General features: G+C 42.7%; 18 protein-coding genes and 2 pseudogenes. All 20 read left to right on the top strand.

Annotated elements, in window-relative coordinates; genetic code table 11:
- The first annotated feature begins 45 nt into the window (after positions 1-45).
- The 20 genes and pseudogenes from STRCR_RS01260 to STRCR_RS01155 all read left to right on the top strand — a co-directional run bounded on the left by STRCR_RS01260 (position 46) and on the right by STRCR_RS01155 (position 21,744).
- Entirely contained in the window at positions 46-885 is an 840-nt protein-coding gene (locus STRCR_RS01260) for an aldo/keto reductase (protein ID WP_004229159.1), read from the top strand.
- Between the two features lie 38 nt (positions 886-923).
- Positions 924-1,548 (top strand): annotated as a pseudogene (locus STRCR_RS12245) (transposase); the annotation flags it as partial.
- Positions 1,549-1,660: 112 nt separating this feature from the next.
- A complete protein-coding gene (locus STRCR_RS01245; RefSeq protein WP_004226560.1) occupies positions 1,661-1,954 on the top strand; it encodes a WXG100 family type VII secretion target in 294 nt (97 codons plus the stop codon).
- Positions 1,955-2,073: 119 nt separating this feature from the next.
- Positions 2,074-5,208 (top strand): type VII secretion protein EsaA, encoded by a 3,135-nt coding sequence (gene esaA / locus STRCR_RS01240; protein WP_040804312.1) that lies wholly within the window; start codon positions 2,074-2,076, stop codon positions 5,206-5,208.
- A gap of 35 nt (positions 5,209-5,243) precedes the next feature.
- Positions 5,244-5,783 carry a hypothetical protein gene (locus STRCR_RS01235; RefSeq protein ID WP_004230113.1) on the top strand — a complete coding sequence of 180 codons (540 nt, stop codon included), beginning with the start codon at positions 5,244-5,246 and terminating at the stop codon, positions 5,781-5,783.
- Positions 5,770-6,006 carry an EsaB/YukD family protein gene (locus STRCR_RS01230; protein ID WP_040804308.1) on the top strand — a complete coding sequence of 79 codons (237 nt, stop codon included), beginning with the start codon at positions 5,770-5,772 and terminating at the stop codon, positions 6,004-6,006. Before STRCR_RS01235 ends, STRCR_RS01230 begins: the two co-directional genes overlap by 14 nt.
- A 3-nt stretch (positions 6,007-6,009) precedes the next feature.
- Entirely contained in the window at positions 6,010-7,230 is a 1,221-nt protein-coding gene (gene essB / locus STRCR_RS01225; RefSeq protein ID WP_004226156.1) for a type VII secretion protein EssB, read from the top strand.
- Between the two features lie 87 nt (positions 7,231-7,317).
- The gene (essC, locus tag STRCR_RS01220) at positions 7,318-11,688 is read left to right on the top strand and encodes a type VII secretion protein EssC (RefSeq protein ID WP_040804303.1); all 4,371 of its coding nucleotides are present in this window, start codon (positions 7,318-7,320) and stop codon (positions 11,686-11,688) included.
- 10 nt (positions 11,689-11,698) lie between these two features.
- Positions 11,699-12,220 (top strand): hypothetical protein, encoded by a 522-nt coding sequence (locus STRCR_RS01215; RefSeq protein WP_004229464.1) that lies wholly within the window; start codon positions 11,699-11,701, stop codon positions 12,218-12,220.
- 880 nt (positions 12,221-13,100) lie between these two features.
- Entirely contained in the window at positions 13,101-13,226 is a 126-nt protein-coding gene (locus tag STRCR_RS12400; protein ID WP_268739567.1) for a hypothetical protein, read from the top strand.
- 23 nt (positions 13,227-13,249) lie between these two features.
- The gene (locus tag STRCR_RS01205) at positions 13,250-13,600 is read left to right on the top strand and encodes a hypothetical protein (RefSeq protein ID WP_004226373.1); all 351 of its coding nucleotides are present in this window, start codon (positions 13,250-13,252) and stop codon (positions 13,598-13,600) included.
- Complete coding sequence (locus STRCR_RS01200) at positions 13,597-14,265, top strand: hypothetical protein (protein ID WP_004229955.1); 669 nt, start codon at positions 13,597-13,599, stop codon at positions 14,263-14,265. Before STRCR_RS01205 ends, STRCR_RS01200 begins: the two co-directional genes overlap by 4 nt.
- Before the next feature lie 15 nt (positions 14,266-14,280).
- Positions 14,281-14,700, top strand: coding sequence for a hypothetical protein (locus STRCR_RS01195; protein WP_004226315.1), 420 nt, complete (start codon positions 14,281-14,283; stop codon positions 14,698-14,700).
- Positions 14,697-16,844, top strand: a complete 2,148-nt coding sequence (locus STRCR_RS11300) for a hypothetical protein (RefSeq protein ID WP_004227660.1) — start codon at positions 14,697-14,699, stop codon at positions 16,842-16,844. Before STRCR_RS01195 ends, STRCR_RS11300 begins: the two co-directional genes overlap by 4 nt.
- Before the next feature lie 15 nt (positions 16,845-16,859).
- Positions 16,860-17,441, top strand: coding sequence for a hypothetical protein (locus tag STRCR_RS01185; RefSeq protein ID WP_004227618.1), 582 nt, complete (start codon positions 16,860-16,862; stop codon positions 17,439-17,441).
- Positions 17,442-17,854: 413 nt separating this feature from the next.
- Positions 17,855-19,021: a hypothetical protein gene (locus STRCR_RS12240; protein ID WP_004229359.1), complete on the top strand. Its 1,167-nt coding sequence runs from the start codon at positions 17,855-17,857 to the stop codon at positions 19,019-19,021.
- A gap of 31 nt (positions 19,022-19,052) precedes the next feature.
- A protein-coding gene (locus STRCR_RS11465; protein WP_076612110.1) for an IS630-like element ISStso1 family transposase occupies positions 19,053-20,106 on the top strand; the annotation gives its coding sequence in 2 pieces (ribosomal slippage) (positions 19,053-19,490 and positions 19,492-20,106; 1,053 coding nt in all).
- 134 nt (positions 20,107-20,240) lie between these two features.
- The gene (locus STRCR_RS01165; protein ID WP_004228760.1) at positions 20,241-20,666 is read left to right on the top strand and encodes a hypothetical protein; all 426 of its coding nucleotides are present in this window, start codon (positions 20,241-20,243) and stop codon (positions 20,664-20,666) included.
- A 104-nt stretch (positions 20,667-20,770) separates the two neighbouring features.
- Positions 20,771-21,195 (top strand): annotated as a pseudogene (locus STRCR_RS01160) (hypothetical protein).
- Positions 21,196-21,366: 171 nt separating this feature from the next.
- Complete coding sequence (locus tag STRCR_RS01155; protein ID WP_115265119.1) at positions 21,367-21,744, top strand: hypothetical protein; 378 nt, start codon at positions 21,367-21,369, stop codon at positions 21,742-21,744.
- Positions 21,745-21,755: the final 11 nt, after the last annotated feature.

The following is a 21,755-nucleotide window of genomic DNA, read 5'->3' as shown; positions in this document are numbered from 1 at the left end:
GTCTTTTGAAGATTTGCAATCTTAATGTCGATTGGAGGAGAATCTATGTTTGATTATACTTTATCTAACGGCCAAAAAATTCCTGCTCTTGGTTTTGGAACTTGGCAGACACCGGACGGTGATGTAGCTGAAAGTTCTGTCAAAGCTGCTATTGAGGCTGGTTACCGTCACATCGATACAGCTTCTATCTATGGCAACGAAGCGTCTGTCGGCCGTGGTATCAAAGCTGCTGGTGTACCTCGTGAGGAGCTTTTCATTACGACTAAACTCTGGAACAGCAACCACTCTTACGAAGCTGCCAAGGCAGCTATCGATGAGTCTATTGCTAAGCTGGACTGCGATTACTTGGATCTTTATCTCATTCACTGGCCAAATCCAAAAGCCTTCCGTGATAACTGGAAAGAAGCTAACGCCGGTGCATGGCGTGCCATGGAAGAAGCTGTAGAAGCTGGTAAGATCAAGTCTATCGGTGTTTCTAACTTTTTACCTCACCACTTAGATGCTCTGCTTGAAACAGCTAAGATCAAACCAGTTGTCAACCAAATCTACCTCAGCCCAAGCGTCCAGCAAGAAGAGTTGGTGGCTTATAATGAGGCGCACGACATCCTCAGCGAAGCTTACAGCCCACTTGGAACTGGTAAAATCTTTAGCATCGACTCTCTCAAAGAACTAGCAGTTAAATATAACAAAACCGTTGCCCAAGTCGTTCTTCGCTGGAGCCTGCAAAAAGGATTCTTACCGCTGCCAAAATCAGTGCACCAAGACCGTATCGTCGAAAACTTCCAAGTTTTTGACTTTGAATTGACAACAGATGATATGGCGATTATTGATGCCCTCAAGGGTCAAGCTGGTGAAGCTCCAAAACCAGATGAAGTAAACTTTTAATAGAACTAAAGAATCATATATGAAAAGTGTTCTGACTAATCAGAGCGCTTTTTTATTTTCCAAATATATCCTTTTTTAAGTTTAAGGCTGGTGTCACTACTGTTAATGCGACCCTAACATGGGTAGAGGACATGCTGCGGGCTTCTGGCGGTTTTGACTTGGTTCATCTGGAAGCTCCAAATGCCTTTGTCGCTATCGATATGACCGAAAGTCCGATTCAGCATCTCTCAAAAAACCAAAGCCGAAATCATTTTGGTACAAAGAAACGCCCCACCCTAAAACACAAGTGCTCCTTGATCTAAGGAGCTATCGGGCTTGCCAGCTGGCTTTTGCAGATGGACACACATGATTTTACCCTCTTTAAAGGGAGTATTGGTCATAGTTTATCAGAGGCTCCCTTGCCTTTGTTGATTTCGGTTATTTGGGGGCTTTTGAACATTTTGAACCTTCATGAGAACACTTTTATTCCTACCAAGAATTTCAAGTATTATCGTTTAACAGAAGCAATTGAATAAAGAAATAGCTGCGATAAGGACTGACATAGAGCATTTTAGTGCGAAGTTCAAAACGTTTCAAATCGTAGCCCAGTTTTATCAGAATCGGAGAAAGCGATTTGAACTAAGAGCTGAGTCACCTGTATTAGGAATAAAAATATGTCGTTAATTTTAAAGATATGTTACAGAAATGTAATATTTGATTACTTAATTTATACTTGATTCTCTCATTTTTTTTGATAAACTGTTAATATAATCTTAAAGAAAGGAAGGGTTTATTTATGGCTGGATTAATTAAATTGACGCCGGATGAGTTGCGCACATCAGCTCAGAAGTATACGCAAGGTTCACAAAGTGTCCAAGATGTTTTGACATCTCTGACGAATGAACAAGCTGTTATCTCAGAAAACTGGGATGGTACTGCTTTTGATGCCTTTGAAACGCAATTCAACGAATTGTCCCCTAAAGTTCGTCAATTTGCAGAATTGCTTGAATCTATCAACACGCAGTTGAATGGTGTTGCTAGTACTCTTGAAGAGACTGATAGTAATATAGCTTCGCAAATTAGACGCTAATAGAGGGTTTGAAGGGAGCAGGAAGGGCCAGTCCCTCCCTGCTTTTATTATGTAAGCTAGTAGTTTTCAGTAATCTTAACTAACTGCTGGCTCACATAATAAATAAAAAATTAGAAGGAATGACTGTCGTGAAAAAAAGAGTGCCAAAAGCTCTGAAGCTTGTTGGAAATATAGTCCTTATTGTTGCCTTATTTTTTGGAATTTTAGGATTGAATATCTGGCTGCAGCGGGTTCATAGAGAAAAGGCGGTAGCTGAAGCTAATCGCCTAAATATCGCCGTTATTAATGAAGACAGAAATGTAACGGATAAAAAGGAGACATATCACCTGGGTGATGATTATGTCAAAACGCTGGAGCGAGATGACAGCCAAAATTGGACAGTAACGACACGCTCAACAGCAGAATCAGGCTTGAAATCAGGTCGCTATCAATTAGCAGTTTATATCCCTAGTAATTTCTCGTCCAAGGTTCTGGATATTAACAATGTTTTAGTTGATAAAGCAACTGTAACCTATAAAATCAATGCCAAGGGAAGCCAGCGGGTAGAAGCAAAGGCTAAACAAGCTGGTGATAAGATTGTTTCTGACCTCAACAGTAGATTGGTCAATATGTATATGGCTTCTGTTCTGGGCAATCTTTACACGGCTCAGCAAAACGCCCAAACAGTTTCTGGATTGCAGCACAAGACAGCCGGCACCTACCAAGCAACACTCTATCAGCCGGTTATTAATTTTGAAAACGTCTTTCCGAGTCTGACGGGTCTCTCCAACAGCAGCCTGCAGTCTTCTTTGAGTCTTTCAAAAGCTTTGTCAGAAGCGGCTCAAAAGGCGGAACAAGATGGGGTTGATACCTCAGATATGATGCCGACTTTGACAAGCTTGATCGCTGACTACAGCCAAGGAGAGATATCAGCTAAGGACTACACTCAAGGTACAATGCAGATGGGAACCAAGGAACTATCCACCCAGCTGTCTGCTATGATCGATGCTTTGGAAAAAGATCGATCCAGTGTCTCCGGCCTCCTTGGAACAGTACCGTCTGAAGAAGCAGAGGGCGATGCATCGAACCCTGATCGAGCTAATAATAATGAGAAAAATCACCCAGAAGGAGATGATCGTCGAACTATCGATGATAGCCAAAGGGAAACTGATGACAGTAGTGACAAGGAAAAAAACTACCAAGAATCTTTAGAACAAGCTTCCGCCCAACTGGATAAACTAGAGACGCAATTAAGATCGGTCAAGGAAAAAAATGATAATAGCGATCAGACCAAACCCGTTGAAGATGTGGTCAGGGAAGAACTAGAAAAATACTATGGAAAAGCCCTTGAGCAAGTGACAGTTAAGGATCTTTTGGCAAAAGATCCTAGCTTAAATCAGAGCTTAGAGACCTATCAAGCCCGTTTAACCAGTCTCAAGAACTTGGTTTCTCAGTCAGTGAGCGCTCTGCCAGCCGATAAGGTGGCCGATGTGGCTGGTGATCTGAAAGGGGTCACAGAGACAGATTACAGCAGTCAGATTAATCAGTACACTGATGATTCATCAGCGTCTAACTATGGCTACAGTACCGGAGACGCTGCTGGACTTAAATCCAATCTGGCTTCTGCCGCCCAGGCTGTCCGTGACTACGATACTGAAGATGTTAAGGCCTCAACAGAAGTCAAGACCGAGACTCAAGCTAGTTTGAGCTGGGATAAGGACAAGGTGACTATTGACTCTTGGTATGTGACCAAGGAAGATGGTACCAAAACTGATCCTGTCAGTCCAGACACCCCGATCACGGTTGATCTCAGCCAGAACAACACCTTCCACTACAATATCAAACCCAACAGCGAAGCTCAAGAAAGCGGAGTAGTGAATGTCAAACTAGGCGGCGTTTCTGTGAATCAAACAGAAGGTAAGACCATTGATGTCAAGGATTATGCCCAAAAGGTTGAAGCCTATGCTCAAGCAGCTCAGGCTGTAGTGGCAGCCTACAATCATACGGGCAGCCTGCTTAAAGCCTACTATCCAAATGGTGCTGACCAGTCAGGGACTGACGATTTTCTCAATCAAAGTACAACAGACCTCTTAGTCAGTTTGCTAACACCTGCGATTTCAAATGCTCTCAATACTTACTCGTCTGATGTAGAAGTTGATCAAGCATTGACAACCCTGAAAGAAAGTCGCCAGACTTTAAGGGATAAGTTAGGAACAATCATCTCCACCAATAATCAGGTAGAGGCAGATATTAGTGCAACCTTAGACCTCCTAAAGCAGCTTCAAACAGGCAGTGCAGGCAAGGTTGATGAGAAGGCAGCCAAGGAGCGTTCGGATAAGTCATCCGATCTATCGAAAAAACTGGCTAAACTTATCTCACAATCCCAAGCCCTCAAATCCTCTGCTCAATCCAACGCTAAGGCAGCTTCCTCTGTCTCCAAGACCTTTGATTCCTTCAATAAGGCAGCGCAAAAAGCCCAAGATGATGGCAAGAAGCTGTCTGCGGATGCCAAGGTTCTGATGACGAAGTTTAATCAAGAGTTATCCGAGACTAATGATTTTGTCAAATCCTTTAAGGATGTCTTAGACAATGCTTACGATAACGGGGTTCCTAATGAAGCCCTCTTGGAATTTCTATCCAGTCCTGTTGTCTCGCGCTCAAGCTCCTACAAATCTCGTGTGACGACTGCGAAGCCTTTTACTTGGATCTTACTGCTGGCTGTTATTAGTTTATTTAGTGCTTATCTCTTTGCCACGCAGGATCTTATTGGACGTGTGAAGAATCAGTTTACCAAAGGGCTCTTTTCAGATACAGATCCGCTCAATGTCGGTACCTTGAGTGCCCTAGCTCTAATTGAAGGGATGGCTCTGGGGATTGCCTCAGCTAGATCTATGGCTTTAGATCGGGATCTGGTGCCTTCTTGGATTCTAATCTTTGTGCTCTTTAGCTTGGTACTGCTGCACGGTCAGTATTTTGTACTCAAGCACCTGCGCTCACTGGGAATGGGCTTAGTGCTCTACAACTTAGTCAGCTTTGTATACTTCTCTAATGCGCTTGGTGCCAGTGTTGGTTTGACTGGCTGGATGCGTCAACTCAAACACTGGAACTTCCTATCACTGATGGAGAAGACCTTGGCGACCTATGTTGACCATATCACGGCTGACAGCAAATTAATTGTCCTCCTGCTTTTAGCCGTTGTGGTAGTCATTGCCTTAAATATGCTGGTACGCTTCCCATGGGAGGTACGCTCTCAAGAGGTGTCAGAGAAAGCCTAGCAAAAAATAGAGATTAAAGACGTAAGGAGATTGTGATGCTTGCTTTAGTGAAAATGCGGTTGCTAGTTCAAACGGTATTAAAGCAGTGCCGCTTCAAACGATATTTAGCAGTGGCTCTTATCTCGGGCAGTTTCCTATTTTCACTGAGAGTTTCAGGGGTAACGGTAAAAGATAACCGTTTGCAGTTTCAGACCAATCGGGTGGCGCAGGATCAAAATGAGACCCTAGGGCAGCAGTCCAAGCAGGTCAGGAAACTCTTCAATCCAGAGGAAACACAGAAGCTGGATGAGCGTAAAGATGGCAAGGCAGCCCTCTCTGGTCAGCAGCGCCAGCTCTTTCAAACAACAAAAGCAGTGAGAACCAGCCGCAAACAGAATCAGACACCGCTCTTTCAGGCTAGTGTTACCCATACGCTGGATATTAAGGCCGGACAAGATGAAGACCGCTGGAACATAACAGCGGTCCTATTGTATAGTGGGGTCATGTTAGTGACCCTAGGAGCGGCAGGAACCATAAGCTGGTTTGTGGCCCGCCATACTAGACAAGAAGAGGAACAAACACATGCAGGTGATTAACGTGACGATTGATTTAGGCAAGCGACAAGTGGACCTCAGAATCCCTTGCCGCCTAACGGTTAGACAATTATATGAAGAATTAAGACAGATTTACCAATTGCCGAAAATGATCACCTCCCCCCAGCTTTTGGTGGTCAATAAAGGTTTAGTTTTATCGGAAGCCGCTTATCTGTCTGATTATCCGATTACCACTGGAGATTATCTGCGTTTAGAGGAGCTTTAAAGCATGGAAGAGCAATTTCACTTTTTAGGACAAGAGTTTACACTTATTAAAGAACAGAGTACTTGGCAGTTGACGCTCAGGCGCTCTATAATCAATCTGGCTAACTCGGATCAGCTGGATCTTTTAGCGCCCCCAGCTCCCCAGCTGCTGCCGCAAACTTATCAGGTTGATGAGGAAGTGGTGACCCTGACTTATGCAGTACCAACCTTAGGACGTACCTTTGGAGAGATTCAAACGTTACCCATGTCAGAGCAGCTGCGTTTTTCGCTTAATATCCTTGAGCTCAATCAGGTGACCAGCTATCCTTTCGGCTTGATTCTCCATCCTGCTAATCTCTTTATTACCAAAGATTTAACCTTAAAATTAGCTTATCGCAGTCTTTTGGGCGTTATGGTGCCGGTGAGCTTCACACCTGAGGACTTTTTGAGGCAGGCTAAGGCTCTTATCGTCAGCCTTTTTACCAGAGAAGAGTTCTCCGGCCTTTACGATGGTAGCTTGGAAGTACTCAAACTACCAGCCTTTTTGGAGTCTGTCCGCGCTGCTCAGACCTTACCAGATTTAGAAGCGTATCTGCACACCCTTTATCAGGAGAAGGTCGCTGAGGAAGCTAAAACACAAAGCTTGGTCTCTAAGCGCCGCTTTGCTGTTTATAAGTACACGACGATATGGCTGGCAGCTCTTGCCGTCCTGCTCAGTGTCCCTCTAGTCTATCTGGTCTTTTTCCAAAGCCCTTTCCAGGCTAAGATGCTGCAAGCCGATAAATCTTTTCTCAAGGAAGACTATACCGGCTTAATTGATGATATGGAGCGGGTCAAGCTGGACAAGATTCCTTATACGCAGAAATATGAACTGGCCTATGCCTACATCCAAGGGTTGGATTTTAATGCTGACCAGCGTGAGGTCGTCATGAATAATATCACCCTCAAATCAGATGAACTCTACTTGGACTATTGGATTCAAATTGGCCGCGGCGATCACGGTGATGCCGTTGATACAGCTAAGCGTTTGGATGATGTGGATTTAATCCTCTACGCCCTAGCTGAGCAGATTACGGCAACTCGTAAGGACAGCCATCTGTCTGGTAAAAAACGCGATGAAAAGCTCTCTCGCCTGCAGTCTGAATACGATCAGTACTGGGAAGATCGTAAAGATGCTCTATCTGGAAAGGATGATGATGGTACTGCTACCACGTCAGCTAGCTCTGGCTCTGCGTCAGAGAAGTAGATTTAAGCAAAAATAATGGTAAGGGAAGGCAGGCTAAAAGCTTGTCCCCTTCTATCCTATGAAAAGAAAAGGAAAGTTAAAAAGACTATGGATATCATTGTACTTCGTGATACCTACCGTCAGATCTTGATGGTCCCTAAAAAAGGCGCCCTGCGTCTCGATGATCACCTCAGCATCTCGCAAACTGATGATGGTTTGATCTATCAAACTAAGGAAAAAGAAGCTCCCCTCGGCACAGCCGTTCGCATAGGGGATTTTGCTGTTTATCCCAAGCCTGATAATCAGCGTTGTTACAGCATCGATGGCCTATCCCGTGTAGTTGTTGGCACCCTAGCTGGGAGCGATCTTCTGTCGGGAAGTCAGGCTATTAGCCTGCTACTAACCAAGGCTGAGGAAGGCAGCTGGCAGCTTCAAAATCTCGGAGCGCCCGTCTATCTTAATAATCATCTCACTAGCCAAAACCAAAAGCTTCCCTTTGGGGCAGAGGTGGCCTTTGGTAACAGCCTGCTCAAGGTCTTTCCCAAGGAAATCTGGGTGTCAGGTGATGTTAAAAATGTGACCTTACTTGAGGTAGCTGTTTCAGCTTACCATTACTATGAAGGCTATCCGGACTACCACCGCTCGCCGCGTTTGGTCTACCGCTCCAATGAAGACAGGATGACGGTCAATGCACCGCCGCAAGAACCCAATAAACCTCGTAATGAATTGCTCAGAATGTTGGTTCCGCCTCTGGTCATGATCGGTGTGGTCATCCTGATTACAGTCTTTCAGCCGCGAGGGCTTTACATCCTCATGTCAGTGGCTATGAGTATCGTAACAGCGATCTTCTCTATTCAGAACTACTTTCGTAACAAGCGGGAGTATAAGCAGAGCTTGGCCGATCGGATTTCGGCCTACCATGCTTATCTCTCAGATAAGTCTATTCAACTAACAGAGTTGGCACAGGAACAGCGTTTCGGCCAGTTTTATCATTATCCTGCTCTGGCTCAACTTGACCAGTTGACTCAAGATTACTCCCACCGTATTTATGAAAAGACCTCCCAAGATTTTGACTTTCTTTACTACCGTTTGGGGTTAGGGGAGGTGCCAACTAGCTATCAACTAGAGTATTCTCAAAAGGAGCGCTCTGGTGTTAAAGATCCTTTGGAAGTGGAAGGGTTTGAGCTCTATAAGTCTCATAAAAAACTAGATGATATGCCGGTTTTGGCCAATCTTAAGGGAGGTCCAGTTGGCTATGTTGGAGAACGTTCGCTAGTACTGGAGCAACTCCAGCTCCTTGTTCACCAGTTGGCCGTCTTTCAGTCCTATCATGATCTGCAGTTTATCACTATCATGCCTGAGTCCGAAAAAGACCAATGGCAGTGGATGCGCTGGCTGCCTCATGCTACTCTGCAGGACGTTAACGTCCGTGGCTTTATCTACAATGAGCGAACCCGTGATCAGATCCTCAACCGACTGATGGAGACCTTGAGACAGCGGCAGCTCCAACAAAAAGAGGCTGGTCGAAATCAACAGCTAATCCACCTGCCCCACTATGTGGTGCTGGTGACAGATGATACCCTGATTACGGACCATGTTATCATGGAATTCTTCGCCGGAGATCCGACAGATTTGGGTTGCAGTCTCGTCTTTGTGAAGGATGTCATGCGCTCTCTATCTGAGAATGTCAAGACGGTCATCAAGCTGAAAGATCAAGCCACCGGTGAGTTGGTCATGGAAAAAGGAGAACTCAAAAATCATGAGTTCGCTCTAGACCATTTTCCAAAAGGTTATGATAAGGAGCGGATAAGCCGCCGATTAGCTCCTCTAAACCACCTCAAAACACTAAAATCAGCTATTCCAGAAGCTGTAACTTTTCTTGAGATGTATCAAGTCGATAAAGTTGAAGAGCTGAAGATTTTTGAACGCTGGCAGTCTCACTCTCCTCACCAGTCTATGGCGGTTTATCTGGGTTTGCGCGGATCTGAGGATTATGTTAAGCTGGATTTGCATGAGCGGGCGCACGGTCCCCACGGTTTGATTGCAGGGACGACTGGTTCTGGGAAATCAGAGTTGATTCAGTCCTACATTTTAAGTTTGGCCGTCAATTTCCATCCGCATGATGTGGCCTTCCTCTTGATTGATTATAAGGGTGGAGGCATGGCCAATCTCTTTAAAGACCTGCCCCATGTGTTAGGGACCATTACTAACTTGGATGGCAACCAGTCCATGCGGGCTTTAGCGTCTATTAGGGCTGAGAATGAGCGTCGCCAGCGCCTCTTTAATGAAGCAGGGGTCAACCATATCCATGCCTATCAGAAAAAGTACAAGCAAGGAGAAGTGTCAGAACCCCTGCCTCATCTGATTATCATCAGCGATGAGTTTGCGGAACTGAAGAACGAGCAGCCAGACTTTATTACACAGCTGGTGTCGACTGCTCGGATCGGGCGCTCCTTGGGCGTTAATCTCATCTTAGCCACACAGAAGCCCTCTGGAGTGGTTGATGATCAGATATGGTCCAACTCTAACTTCCGGATCGCTCTTAAGGTGGCGGATAAGGCTGACTCACAAGAGATGTTACACACACCGGATGCCGCCAAGATTAACCAAGCGGGACGGGCATATCTGCAGGTTGGGAATAATGAAGTCTATGAACTTTTCCAAAGTGCATGGTCAGGGGCGGATTACCAGTCTGATAAAGGCGACCAAGGCATAGAAGATAATACGATTTTCGCGATTAATGAGTTAGGACAGTATGAGGCACTCAATCCAGATCTGTCAGGGCTTGATGAAGTAACGGACATTCGTGAAGTCCCTACAGAGTTAGACGTCGTGGTCCAGTATATCCAGCAGGTAACCAAAGATAAGAAAATTGCCCAGCTGGCTCAGCCTTGGCTCCCCCCCTTGAAAGAGCGGATTTATCTTTCCGAGGTTTCTCTTGCTCAGAAAAATTGGGATTTGCCAGCTAATTACAAAGTAACATACGGAACCATTGATATTCCAAGTGGACAAAAACAAATATCTGCAACCTATGATTTTGAGGAACAGGGACATTTGGTCCTATTCTCTGGACCAGCAATGGGAAAGACCACTTTCCTGCAGACGGTTGTCATGGATCTTGTGCGGCGTAACAGTCCCGAGGATCTCCATATCTATCTTTTAGACTTTGGGACAAATGGCTTACTGCCTCTGCTAAAATTGCCACATTCTGCAGATATTATTTACACGGATAATATTTCAAAAATTCAGAAATTCATTGAACGGATCAATAAGGAAATCAAACGGCGGAAATCTCTTTTTGCTAGAGAATTAGTCTCCACCCTTTCAGCTTACGAATATGAAACAAAAGACCATTTGCCAAGGATTTTTGTGGTTATCGATAACTACGAAGGCATTAGAGAAACAGTAGCATCGGATCTGTTCTCGCATTTCTTAACAAATCTTGCCCGTGAGGGGGCTGGTCTTGGCTTATTTGTTCTCATGACAACTGGGCGTTCGTCCAGTGTTCAAAATGCTATCTTAGCTAGCATAAAAAGTCGCTTAGCCCTAAAAATGACTGACGACAGCGAGACTAAAGGTCTTATTGGTAAACACCAGTTGATTATGGAAGATATTCCCGGTCGAGGACTCGTTAAAGTGGATAATCCTGAAATCATGCAGGTGGCTTTGCCGGTTTTTGGCGAAGATGATATGGCTGTCTTGAATAACTTACGTGATGAAGTTGATACCTTAGATGACTATTGGACAGGCAAACGCCCGACAGCTGTTCCGATTGTACCAGAAGTATTGAGAGTCCCAGACTTTATTAATCGAAACCAAACCAAGACGATCCTTCAAGTAGGAGGGTTACCACTTGGTCTTGAATATGAAGATGTTTCAACAGTTTCGATACAGAAAGGCCAAATCTATCATCTTCACATTCTTTGGGAGAAACAAACGGTACGACGTCTGATTTTTGAGCATCTCTATCAAATGGTTAAAGCAAGACCAAGTCGAGATGAGTTGATCTGTTTTGACACAGCTGATGTCTTTGATGTTGATTTAGATGACTATGATTGGCAAGCATACCATCATCATAATGAGATCGAGTCATTTAGACAAGCCTTTAATAACTTGAAGGATACCATTATTAGGGATCGTCAAAATAAATATTATCAGGATAGGTTTGTGTTCATTACAGATTTAGCTCAGTTGCTATCTATTACCAATCTAGATGACAACGACTTTGCCCTCATGTATGAAGAGGGTATTAAGGTTGGTGTTCACTTAATCTATGCGACGAATCTTTCATTTGTCAACCGTTCAAGCGTCATTAAAAATTATCTTGAGCAACAAGCTGGAGATGCCCTCATCGCCATGAAGATGGGCTCACAGAGCTTCTATAAGAAATCTAACAGTCGTTCTGAAGGCTTTATGGACAGCGATCAAGTATATTACCATCATCAGGATGAACAGACTCTGATTAAGATAACCAGATAAGGAGATAGCTATGAATAAAGAAAAAAAAGAAGCATCGCAAAAACAAATTGTATTCAAAACATTGACGAAGGATAATCAGGCCTATCTCTTAGACCTTGAATTACAGCGTCAAAAATCTCACTGGGAAAGTATTGGCTTCGGGTTAGTAGTCGTCTTATCCATTATTCTGATGATTGTGATGGAAGTTAATCAAGTTTCAAGTGCCTATAGTAATAAGTATATGATGTTTAGCACACCTATTTTATTTGCATATTTAGGATTTAGAATTACACCTAAAGCTAGATTATTTAGTCAAGTTGATAAAAACTATCCAGGGTGGCGTAAAGCGGTGAAAGGAAAAGTTCATCTGAATACAGGTGATCAGATGATTGCCTTAATAATTACAGTAATATTGGCAGGTTTTGTGTTTGCGGTATTTTCTAGCTACTATCGTCCAAATACAAAGCTTGATCCTGAAAAGCAATACAAACAATATAAGCAATATAATCCAAGCAATGATATCCCTAAGGGAAGTAAACATCTTAATGAATGATTAATGAAAACTTTAAAAGCAGTAACTAAAAACTCCTCCTTAAAAATAATCCAAACGTGATATTGCAAAAATAAGGAGAGTTTTCTTACAAATTTAGACAATGATAATTCAAAAAAAGACAGTAGAAAATTTTGAAAAGGATAGTTAAAACTCCTTTAGATAAAAATACTTTCTAAAACTTTCTTTCTAGAATAAGTCTTTAACCGTTCGATGCTATATTTTCTAGTATTAGTAATTTATCTCCTCAACGGTACTAGCTTGATAGGATTTTATTGAGATAAATTTTTTTCGAGTTAGCTATCCCCTAAAGAAAAAACACAAATTCGCGTTGGCGAAAAGAATGGAGTAAGGACATACGCCTTATTCCAATAAAGGTATAGCTCAAGACTTCTTAGGACTAGGGTGTAGCTGTTGATTATCATTGTCTTTTTCAATTTTAACAATTTTGATGCAGCACCAAAGCTTACTCAGTATAATCATAAACAAAAAGCGATGTCCCTAAATCAAGAAGCAGTAATACCGATAAGTCCAATTTAGATAAGGTGAAGGACAAGCTTAAATATTCCATAGAGTTCGTCAAAACAAGGAGGTTAGTGATGGCAGACGAGAGTTTAAAAAAGACTTTTTTGCCAAAAAGGCAAAAAAGCAAAAATACGAAAAAGTCCGAGATAGCATATCTAATCATGGTTTAGATTCAGAAAATAGCCTAACTCAAATTAATGATCTTATAGATAAGCTTCACGACTATATAGATAAAATTGATGGCAACGCAGGTTACCAATCCTATCTTGCAAATTTTCGCAGTAAAATGAGTGAAAAGCGTAAAGTCTTAAAAAACTATCGTGATTTTGTAAGAGATTCAAATAAAGCCTTTAAACAAATGTATAAGGATTTAAGCGATGAGATTGACAGCTTAGATTCCCAAATGCATGCTGATGCTGATGCCTATAATAAAGATCATGGTATGTTCGATGGCGATCGAATTCGTTTTTATGATTTTTGGTAAGAACTGTATATAAGGAGACCGTAATGAGTGATATAATGGATAGCAATATCAATTCTGAAGCTGGAATGTGGAGCAGTTCGGAGGATACAATAACTTATGACGATAGTGGTATTTCTTCTATTAAAAGCCAAATTAAGTCTGCCTTAGGGGCTCTAAATGATATGGCTGGTTTCGTTAAACAAGTGAAAAGTTATGATGTTTCTTGGAAAGGTGAAGCTAAGGATACCTATTCCGACTTAATGACATTTCTGGACAAGTATCATGATGATTTTAAAGATGCAGTTAACGCTCTGCAAGAGACAGTTGATGGTTTGAATACTTTAATTGATGATATTCCTAGTGCCAAAGTTTTAAAGGAGATTGACAACGCATGATGGAAAAACCAGTAACAAAAGAAGCACTCTATACCTTGATGCTTATGAATGATGATTCACGAGATATCCCATTTCTTCCTTTAGAAGCTCAAGAAGAGGAGACACGCAAGGAATCATTGACTAGGGTCCTGAAACAAGGCTATAAAGATTTGCAAGAGGTGGGACTTCTAAAAGGGAGTGAACCCACAGAAGATTTTGTAAATCTTGGCTTTTATTTATCAGAGTACTGTAAGGTCACTTATCATATCCAAGTTGATGAAAACTTTTATTGTGCGCCTCAGGTTGATGAGTATAACCGTATGTGTGTAGTGATTACTAAGGTAGGTGCTAATGCTTATATAGTAGACTACACAACAACTTTTATCTTCTTAAGTATCCTAATAGGAGAACATGATGCTTTGAAAGATATTGATGACTTCGAAAAAAATTATTTAAAATCAGTGTGGTCAGTCTATTCCTATATGAGATTTATGGTTTATTATGGAGATAGATCGGCAATTAGGATCAAATCAGAGCAATTGGGAAGAATCATTAAGGATAATTTGTTTGTAAAAACAGAGCAAAGTGGTTTGATTGAGTATAATTTGATGGAACAAAAAATTCGTTCATTGGCTCCTGATGAGCTAAAGCATCATCTCATTGAACAGATGAAAGTGGAGATTTAGAAAGGAAAGAAAGGGATGGCAACAAAAACAATCAAAATCAATTTGAATGATCATGAGGCTATGATTGTTGCATTAGGGAATGTTGTTAGCAATGCCACTACAATCAGTCAGTCGATGGCAAATATCGCTAAGTCCTTGCCGAATACAACTTCCGAAGGGATAGCTCACAAGTATATTCTAGATAAAAATAGCTTTGTCATTTACCAAACTCGTGCTGGAGAAATGCAGACGTTAGCGGAAGTGCTGCACCAATTTGCAATGGATACCATGGCAAAGTTTGTGAACGAGGACAGAGTCTTGGCGACTGAGGTTGCGAATCTCATGCTCAATGATCCTAACACTTCGGCGGCAGATAAAGATTATATTCGGAAACATCCAGAAGAAGCCGTTACTGCTGTGGAAAAAGCCTTGAACGATAAGGGAGGGCAGTCATGACTAAGTACTATACGAATAAAGATGACTTTTCACGCTCCTCGGGAGGTTCAGGCACTTCTGGAAGCTATTCAGTTATGTATAATAATTATGGGAGCAATACCAGCAGCACAAGTGAGAGCGAGATAACACGCTTGCTAGACAAAATTGACGCGGTTACCAAGGTTGTCCAAGACAATGACTGCTCCAGCTTTTATAAGCAGGTAGGTGATGCTAGCTTGGGCAAAGATATGCCTAAGAATACTTTTACCAATGCTCATGAAAGTGTCCAGACGATTTTATCAGCAGCGGCTAGAATTCACGATGAAGTAGTCCAACGCATTGACTCAAAGTTTACACATGGTTTGGATAAGAGTTTTTCAAAAACCAGTGCGATCAACGATGGGAAAAATGAGTATAAGACTGATAAGATGACATATGATAAGGAGCATACGGGTACCTATACGACCCCACAAATCAATGGAGGATCTAGCACAGAAACCTATACTTATACCACGAAAGAGCACTATACTTTGAACGACCTGCTCTCTAATGAGAAGAGTCCGATCAAGGCGACCCAAGAGGTTTATAAAGACAGAGTAAAAAATCTAAGGCAGCAGCTGACCGAGGCCAATGGTTATACGGAAGAAGAGGTCAAGAAGCTCAAAGGCATGAGTGATTCAGAGGCCATCAAGGAGTACGGTCTCGCCCCGCAGCATACTGTTTATGAACAGTTGCGAAGCAATCAGTGGTACGAGGATAACAAGAAAACTCTGGACTTTGTTGCTAAAGGGGTCACCTATACCTTACTAGCCGTTGCAGCGGTTGCAGCGATTGCCAGTACTGGAGGAGCGGCATTACCAGCCGTCGTTGCGACAGCGGCAGAAGGAGCGGCAGTTGCAGGGACGACCTTAGCGGTTGCCGATGCCGCCAGTGCCTACACGACAGGCGGCAGTTTTATGACAGGTCAAGTTATGTCAGAGGATGAGAAGGTATTTGCGGCCGCCAGTGCCGTTGTTGCGGTTACAACTTTTGGTGCCGGTCGGTATCTTGGGAGTTTCAGTCAAGCGGATGATGCCGCAGCCGCTTTGGGAGACACGAGTGCCGTCAGTAGTCAAATCAATACAGCCCGAGCTGTTTCGAATGCCGCGAACTATGCGGATTACGGGGTCAATATTACCCAGATGGGGTATAATAAGATAGTCAAAGGAGAAGATCCGGACTGGACACGTTTGGCATCTCTGGGAGTTAGTGCGGTAAACAATCACAATGCCAATATCAGAGAGGCCCGAGCTCAGGCAGGCGACATGGACTTTACGGCTTCTCCGGTTAGGAGCCAGCAACTATCGGATATCGACAGTCCTCACGTCAACCCAGCTGACATTGACTTGCCAAGTCAATCAGGGCACATCTCCACAGTGCATGAGGGGACATCTGGTCATGCGCCGGATGTGGCACCAAGCAAGGTGCACGACCTTGACGCTGGGGCTGCTGGCGCGGTGGCTGGGGCTAAAGCTTCTAAAGTACAGAGTGCTAAGCCAAGTGAAGTGGAAGCACCGACCAGAGCTGGTGAGGTGGCTGGTTCCAAGGGTTCTGATGTAACCAGAGCTAAGGTGGAAGCCGTTGAGAAACCAAAAGATTATACTGTCACTGATTTCAGGAAGGATATGGAATCATTACCTCATATTGATTTATCACAAAAGGTTGAAGATGGTATTGTTGGGACTCCGAATGGTAAACGTCCAGATGTCAACCGTGTGTATTCACAAGATGAGATTAATCAACACCTTTCTATGTTTGAAGATGGCATAGTGAAAGTAGTAAGCGGTGAGAGATATCGTGCAGACTTGGATAATTATGGAACCACAATCGGTGCTCCTAATGGACAATTTGTTATGCCTAAATCTGTCTACGAAAAGGCCGTTAAAGCTTCAAATGGAAATCCAAGAGTATTAGAAGAACTGCTAACTTTGGAACCTGGCTCTTTAGGAGATGCTCCAAAAGTAATTGAATCACATGATTTTACAGGACTTCGTATGCCATCTGGTAACGAAGCAGGCGCCTATCAAGGTGATTGGATTCCAGGTGGTTACACCAAGGGTGGAACACCGGAAGCAATTATTGATCAATTACCAGAGGGCCATTATACTGTTGACGATGTTTATTAACTGAGGTGATGCTTGATGTCTTTGAAATATAAAAAATACAATTATTGTTCAATTGAGGAAAATGTAGAAAAAAATAGATATATTATCTTTTGGACAAGGGGAAAAGAGCACTATTCTTATTCCATAACAGCTGAACTGGCTGGAAAATTAGCTAATTCAAGTAAAGATGAATTAGAAGTCATGTTCTATGCAGAAAAAGGTCGATGGCCAAAAGAGGGAGAATTGGATCATTATAATGAAACAAATGTGATCACTCATAAAGGAAATGGATTCCTTGTTTATGAAGAAGATGGACACTATGAAATGCGCTGGCAGACAGGGAGTCACGACTCACGGGAGGCTGTTTATCCTATCACCAAGGAGCTAATGGATAAAGCCTTTCAATCGGATCAAGATGCCTATGATGTCAAGACTTATTTGACGACCGGTTTATGGCCCAGTCACGACCAAGATGCTATTGATCGTTCCTTTATTCGTCAATATCCAGAAGTGCTACTAAGAAATCCAGAAGCCAGTCGATCCTTATTTAGCGAAGATGAGTTCGAAAGGCTGTTGAAAAAAGCTCATGAAGCTTCTGATACAGACACAGAGAACTAAGGCCATGGAATTGAATTGATTCATTTTAGCAAAAAAGATATATTGGAAATTTCCAAGATGATTTAGCCTAAGTGAAAAGCTTAGGTTAATTTTATAAGTTACCGAAATGTGAGTTCAAAATCCTAGCGATTTATGAAGCTATTTCAGATATTGTCCAACTGGATCCGTCCAAAGCTGGGAGACGGTCGACCTTGAGGGGACTTGGGACAGCATGAAAGCTGCGGGCAAGCGCTTTTTGGAACGGTGATGCAGCCTGTCCGCTCAAACCGTCTCTGCTGCTTCTGGCTGATAGTAGGGTCATGAGTTGGCAGAACCAATTTCTAAATGAAGCGGCGGCAGATACGCAACTGGCGACTCAATTTTGGTAGCACATCGGTCAAGCCACCGCTCAAGCAGATGATGCCGCAGCCGCTTTGGGAGACACGAGTGCCGTCAGTAGTCAAATCAATACAGCCCGAGCTGTTTCGAATGCCGCGAACTATGCGGATTACGGGGTCAATATTACCCAGATGGGGTATAATAAGATAGTCAAAGAAGAAGATCCGGACTGGACACGTTTGGCATCTCTGGGAGTTAGTGCGGTAAACAATCACAATGCCAATATCAGAGAGGCCCGAGCTCAGGCAGGCGACATGGACTTTACGGCTTCTCCGGTTAGGAGCCAGCAACTATCGGATATCGACAGTCCTCACGTCAACCCAGCTGACATTGACTTGCCAAGTCAATCAGGGCACATCTCCACAGTGCATGAGGGGACATCTGGTCATGCGCCGGATGTGGCACCAAGTAAGGCCAGCGTTCTCGATGCCAAAGCGCCCAAGGCAGAGGTTGATGGAGGTTCTGGCACAGGCAGCACCCCACACGCCAAGGTTCACGATCTCGAAGCCGGGGCTGCTGGCGCGGTAGCCGGTGCTAAAGCTTCAGATATTCCAAGAGCCAAGGTCAGCGAGACGGACGCACCGATCAGAGCTGGTGAGGTGACTGGTGCAAAGGGTTCTGATGTAACCAGAGCTAAGGCAACCGAAACTGTTGATTCCAACTCGAATGATTATGTACCATTCGCAGATCAGATGTCAGAAGCAGACGCCCAGCGCTATGAGCAGTGGAACAAGTATGCGGAAGCTGGCATCAGTCTGGAAGATCGTGTTCGAGTGCTTGAGATTTCTGAGAAGGCACCGAAGGTGGAGTATCTTCAGGATACGTATACAAGGCAAGAAATACTTGATATTAAGCCTAATGCTAATGAAGGTATTTTCCGACCAGATGTTGAAGATTATCTTGATCCAGACTATATTGAAGCCCATAGACAACAATTTGAAAATGGAGCTATAAAATTCCAGAAATTTACTCCTGAGGAAGGTGGATTCAACAATGGTGCTATCGGAAATCCTGGGGATCATGTTGCTTTTGTCATGCCAAAAGAGGTGGGAGAAACCTTACTTGATGTGAGTAAGGGAGATCCAAGACTTCTCGAAGATTTATTGGGCTTACATCCTGGTGATTTAGGCGACTCCCCAGTAGTGATTGATATTCCAGCAGAATCTTTGCATAATGTTCGAATACCAAGTGGTAATACTTAACAAAAATCAAAAATAGCGATATAATATAGTCATGACACTAGAAATTACACCAGCACAAGCACAAGAACTAAAACAAGCACTCAAAGATAAAGCAAATGATAAACACTATAGAAAACTTCATGCCCTCCTCCTTCGTTCACAAGGAATGAGCTTAACAGCAATCGGCAAAGAAGTTGGGCTCGTTCACCAGTCTGTTCGCAACTTAATTACCCGTTATCAAAAGGGGGGACTAACAGCTCTATTTAAAGAAAATCGCGGTGGTCGTAGACGTGCTTATATGACCGTCGAAGAGGAAGAAAGATTCCTAAACCAACAACTAGAACGGGCATTAAAGGGGGAGCACGTAACTGTTCAAAGCTTGTTTGAAGCCTATCAAGCTGAAGTTGGAAAGTCAACCACTCGTGAGGGATTCTATGCTTTATTAAAACGCCACGGATGGCGAAAGGTAACTCCTCGTCCAAAACATCCTAAAAAAGCAGACGCTAAAACGATTTATGCGTCAAAAAATAAAATCTATATTCAGGAAGACAAGAAAGCGCTTTAAGCATAGCCGACGTTACAAGAAAGTCCGTCTCATGTATCAAGATGAAGCGGGTTTTGGTCGTATCAGTAAGCTAGGAGCTTGTTGGGCACCTAAAGGTTATAGGCCACATGTAGCCAGCCACTACATTCGAGAATACCGTTATTGTTACGGAGCCGTTGATGCCCATACAGGAGAATCTTTTTTCCTCATCGCAGGAGGTTGTAATACTGAATGGATGAACGAATTTTTAAGACAATTAAGTCAAGCTTTTCCTGACGATTACATTGTTTTGGTTATGGATAATGCCATTTGGCATAAATCAAAGGCTTTAGAAGTTCCACATAATATAGACTTTGCTTTTATTCCGCCTTATACTCCTGAAATGAATCCTATTGAACAGGTCTGGGCTGAAATAAGAAAACGTGGGTTTAAAAACAAAGCCTTCAAAACTTTGGAGGAGGTTATTAATCAACTTCAAGAGGTTATTCAAAGTTTTCATTGGAAAGAGTTAAAAACGATTGTCCATAGAAAATGGACTTCGGCTATGCTTGATTTTCATTGAGTATAATGAAAAATCTGCATTTGATGGTTATTGGAAACCAGGTGGTCGTACTTATCCAGGTGATATGCCAGAGGCGGTTGTAGATGAGGTACCTTGGGGAGACTATACATTCAGACGTTTAGGAGGAAATTAAAATGGGAATTACCGATATTACATGGGAAGAATATGAAACATACAAAAAAGTAGATACACCAGATCAACTTTATATTAGAGAACACAATGGTGTGTACTACACTGTGTTTGAGCTTGGTATTGCATCGGTTAGACGTATATTTGATATCAAGGCGAAAGATTTTGAAGAATATATGTCTGGGAAGCGTTCATCATCTGATATTCTTTTCAAAGCTCAAAACAATGTTTGGCCACCAACAGAGGAAGAGAAAAAACATATAAAACAAGTAAGAGCTAAAGAAAGACCCATTACGTTAATTTCAAATCCTAAAAATCAATTACTTTTCACTCAAGCAGAACTGAGAGAATTAATTCCAATCGCTGAACAGAAATGGATAAATTTGAAAGGTAAATTGCCAGATGATTATGTGTCGCCTTTAGACAAATAACTTTATCGCATTCAAATCTCCTTCTAGATGATACGGTAGTAAGTGAGAGTTAGATGAAGTACCTTGGGGAGACTACGCTGTCAGACAGTTAAGAGGACGTTGATATGAGTTTAACAAATATTACATGGGAAGAATTTGACACTTATGAAAAGGTAGAATCTCCAACTCCGTATGATTTCCGTATACATGATGGCAAATATTATACGTTTGGAGAATTTGGAATTGCTTCTGTTCGGCGAGTTTTTGAAATTGATAATTCAGATTTTAATGACTACTTATCTGGGAAAAGAACAGCTAGCGAGGTTGATTTTAAAGCCCAAAACAATAGTTGGCCTCCAACAGAAGAGGAAAAAAAGTGGCAGAAAAAAAATCAGTAGAAAACAGTCCCACCGTTTTAATTGATATACCAAAATTTAGAAAATTATTTACACAAAAAGAACTTGAGAAACTCATTCCAATCGCAGAACAGCAACGGATTGATTGGAAAGGTAAACTGCCTGATGATTATGTTTCTCCTTTGGACAAATAATTTTATCCTCTTCAAATATCCTTCCAGATGATACAGTAGTAGGCGAGAGGTAGATGAGATACCTTGGGGCAACTATACTATCAGACAGTTAGGAGGACGTTGATATGAGTTTAACAAATGTTACATGGGAAGAATTTGACACTTATGAAAAAGTAGAATCTCCAACTCCTTATGATTTCCGGTGACAAGGTGATGAAGATGATGGCTTCAGCCCGTCGGATTCACGAGGAGGTCGTTCTTCGTATGGATAAGAAATACACCAAGGGGTTGGATACTAGTCTGAGTCATACCAGTGACATCAACAGCGGTAAGAATGCCTACAAGACCAAGCACCTTTCCTATGAGAAGAAGCATTATGGGAGCTACCAAGTGGCGCAGCCCAACGGGGGCTATAAGACGGAGACCTATCTGTCAAAGACAACGACGGAGCACTACAGCTTAAACGACCTGCTTTCAGATGAGAAGAGTCCGATCAAGGCGACGCAGGCGGTCTACGATACGCGAGTCGCGAACTTTAGAGAAATCCGAAGCCAATGGCTTTTCCAATAAGGAGATCCAAG

It is taken from the genome of Streptococcus criceti HS-6 (assembly GCF_000187975.2).
GTDB classification, from domain to species: domain Bacteria; phylum Bacillota; class Bacilli; order Lactobacillales; family Streptococcaceae; genus Streptococcus; species Streptococcus criceti.
Note: the sequence above shows the minus strand (reverse complement) of the source record. Positions and strands in the feature narration are given on the sequence as shown.

Bases quoted from the DNA above. Each gene is read 5' to 3' on its own strand.
- STRCR_RS01245 (WP_004226560.1), top strand. From the start codon at position 1,661: ATGGCTGGATTAATTAAATTGACGCCGGATGAGTTGCGCACATCAGCT.
- esaA (WP_040804312.1), top strand. From the start codon at position 2,074: ATGACTGTCGTGAAAAAAAGAGTGCCAAAAGCTCTGAAGCTTGTTGGA.
- STRCR_RS01165 (WP_004228760.1), top strand. From the start codon at position 20,241: ATGGGAATTACCGATATTACATGGGAAGAATATGAAACATACAAAAAA.
- STRCR_RS01200 (WP_004229955.1), top strand. From the start codon at position 13,597: ATGATGGAAAAACCAGTAACAAAAGAAGCACTCTATACCTTGATGCTT.
- STRCR_RS01230 (WP_040804308.1), top strand. From the start codon at position 5,770: ATGCAGGTGATTAACGTGACGATTGATTTAGGCAAGCGACAAGTGGAC.
- STRCR_RS01215 (WP_004229464.1), top strand. From the start codon at position 11,699: ATGAATAAAGAAAAAAAAGAAGCATCGCAAAAACAAATTGTATTCAAA.
- STRCR_RS11300 (WP_004227660.1), top strand. From the start codon at position 14,697: ATGACTAAGTACTATACGAATAAAGATGACTTTTCACGCTCCTCGGGA.
- STRCR_RS01195 (WP_004226315.1), top strand. From the start codon at position 14,281: ATGGCAACAAAAACAATCAAAATCAATTTGAATGATCATGAGGCTATG.
- STRCR_RS01155 (WP_115265119.1), top strand. From the start codon at position 21,367: ATGATTTCCGGTGACAAGGTGATGAAGATGATGGCTTCAGCCCGTCGG.
- STRCR_RS01235 (WP_004230113.1), top strand. From the start codon at position 5,244: ATGCTTGCTTTAGTGAAAATGCGGTTGCTAGTTCAAACGGTATTAAAG.
- STRCR_RS12400 (WP_268739567.1), top strand. From the start codon at position 13,101: ATGTATAAGGATTTAAGCGATGAGATTGACAGCTTAGATTCCCAAATG.
- essB (WP_004226156.1), top strand. From the start codon at position 6,010: ATGGAAGAGCAATTTCACTTTTTAGGACAAGAGTTTACACTTATTAAA.
- essC (WP_040804303.1), top strand. From the start codon at position 7,318: ATGGATATCATTGTACTTCGTGATACCTACCGTCAGATCTTGATGGTC.
- STRCR_RS01260 (WP_004229159.1), top strand. From the start codon at position 46: ATGTTTGATTATACTTTATCTAACGGCCAAAAAATTCCTGCTCTTGGT.
- STRCR_RS01185 (WP_004227618.1), top strand. From the start codon at position 16,860: ATGTCTTTGAAATATAAAAAATACAATTATTGTTCAATTGAGGAAAAT.
- STRCR_RS01205 (WP_004226373.1), top strand. From the start codon at position 13,250: ATGAGTGATATAATGGATAGCAATATCAATTCTGAAGCTGGAATGTGG.